Here is a 1933-nt window from a genome sequence, read left to right as displayed (position 1 = left end):
TTGACCCACATGTCATTCAGACTGTGCCCCTCGGGAAGTTCCACTATTGAGAGTGGAACATCGGGTCTGATCTCCTGCATTTGTAATCTGATCTTTTCCATTTTCTCACCGCTTAAAGATTATTATTGCTTCCAATTCATATAATGATTTAATAACTTCCAAGTGCTGTTCCAGCAGTTCCTCATCATGCAGGGCAATAACCGCTTCCCTTTGATCCAGTGCCTTACTCTGTATTAAACTCGCACAGTCAATAACAGTCGGTGCCAAGTATAATTTCTTGGTAAGGGGATGCGGATAGGCGGGATAAATTCCTTCGCTGTTCAGGTACTGCTCTTTCTGCTCGTCCAGATCAAAACGCAGGGCATAATAATTTACAATGAAATTATCTTTGTCCAGCAGAGGAAAAATCAGCCCATAACGTCCAAAAACGGTGTAGGCTGTAAAAGAATCGTCCCTGACTCCGGCATCGCTCTTTGTAATCACTCCCAGTTTTTCAAACTGGTCTTTGGATTTCAATGTTTTGCGATGATGGAACTGTCCCGAATTAAAACCGATCCGAAGATCTGAATATTCCAGTCCGATACTCTTAAGGTATTCTTTAGGCTTTAAAGCCTTGGCACTTCGAATACCTGTTTCAAAAGACCGGAATAGTGTTTCTAAACTTTCCATAATTATTTTTTCAATTACTATTTTTAAACTTTTATATAATTTTAAGAATGACTACAGACCCTTGGAGTTTAGCCAATAAAGAAATAAAAACAAAAGCAGAATGCTGTTAAAATAACCTTCTGAGGCATTCAAAGGCATTATTTGGCAACTTGCTGAAAGTTTCTCAAAAACTGTTTTAATGAATACTATCTCTTGCTTTTATGAATTGACAATCATTTGGAAATCTCTGTTTTAAACCTGCATTCCTGCATGCGTATTTTCCAGATTGCTTACGTTCTAGTGTGCCTGCATTCTTGCATGCCTACATGCGTACTTTCTTTTATGCTCACATGCATACGTTACTTACTGCCTATGTGCATTCTTGCACGCATACTTTTCTGTATACTCAAATACCTGCAAAAATGCTTTTACTGTAAAACAACCCATAAATCCGGTAAAAAAATAAAACAGCCTAAAGCTGTTTTTCTCTGCCAAATTTAATCCGCCTGAAAGAGCGGATTCTAGTGTTCACCAGAACACGGCAAGTTGTGTTTTGAGATGCTTGAAATACTTTCCGCATCTCAAAACCACTTGCCCTGCCGGGGGCTGGAAATACCTTCCAAAGTCAGGTATTTTTTTCATAAGTTAAAAATTGATTTTCTAACAAATCACAGCATTTACTTATAGTTGCTTCACAAAGATAGAATCTAAAACACTGATTATCACAAGCAAAATTTACTCCTGATAATGGGTTTTGTTTCCAGCTTTACAAAGATAATATGCTTTTTTATCACTTTGATGGTCAAAATATGTCCATGAAAACAGAATCTAAATATGATTTTACGTGCTTTGTTTTTCAGAGGTATCTTTGCTGTTTTCTTCCTTCTGCTCAGAGTCCAATATTTTCAATTTATAAATCTCGTCCAATAATTCTAATTCCGTACTTGGAATTAACTCAAGGGCAAGTTCTAGTACTGATCCGATGTATATCTGCCTATTATCCAATTCATCACTCTGGACAATATGAAGGCAGATCCTGATCAGGTTTACTCCCAGACCAATCATATCGGAATATCCATCAAATTTTATTTCTCGGATATGACCTTCACAAACACTTTGGGCTGGTCTAAGCATTTTAAAATGATAAGAGGCAAAGTGTTTTGGAGTTGCTACATTTACTGGGACATAAATTTTAAGACTGTTTAAATAAAAATAAATATCTTAGAATTATGAAAAAACGAGTTTACAGTGCTGAGTTTAAATCATCAGCAGTACGATTAAGTTA

2 protein-coding genes are annotated in these 1933 nt (G+C 36.6%); both read right to left on the bottom strand.

All coding sequences use genetic code 11. The features are described 5' to 3' along the window. Positions 1-105: 105 nt before the first annotated feature. Positions 106-669, bottom strand: a complete 564-nt coding sequence (locus tag J3495_RS18925) for a hypothetical protein (protein ID WP_210668529.1) — start codon at positions 667-669, stop codon at positions 106-108. Positions 670-1488: 819 nt separating this feature from the next. Then, complete coding sequence (locus J3495_RS18920) at positions 1489-1782, bottom strand: hypothetical protein (protein ID WP_236025518.1); 294 nt, start codon at positions 1780-1782, stop codon at positions 1489-1491. Positions 1783-1933 lie beyond the last annotated feature (151 nt).

The organism is Flavobacterium geliluteum, from assembly GCF_017948595.1.
In the GTDB taxonomy this organism is placed as follows: domain Bacteria; phylum Bacteroidota; class Bacteroidia; order Flavobacteriales; family Flavobacteriaceae; genus Flavobacterium; species Flavobacterium flavipigmentatum.
The sequence above is the reverse complement of the archived record's forward strand: the minus strand, read 5'-3'. Positions and strand labels throughout refer to the sequence as shown.

Excerpts from the sequence above, each read along its gene's own strand:
- J3495_RS18925 (WP_210668529.1), bottom strand. The coding sequence starts at position 669 with ATGGAAAGTTTAGAAACACTATTCCGGTCTTTTGAAACAGGTATTCGA.
- J3495_RS18920 (WP_236025518.1), bottom strand. The coding sequence starts at position 1,782 with ATGCTTAGACCAGCCCAAAGTGTTTGTGAAGGTCATATCCGAGAAATA.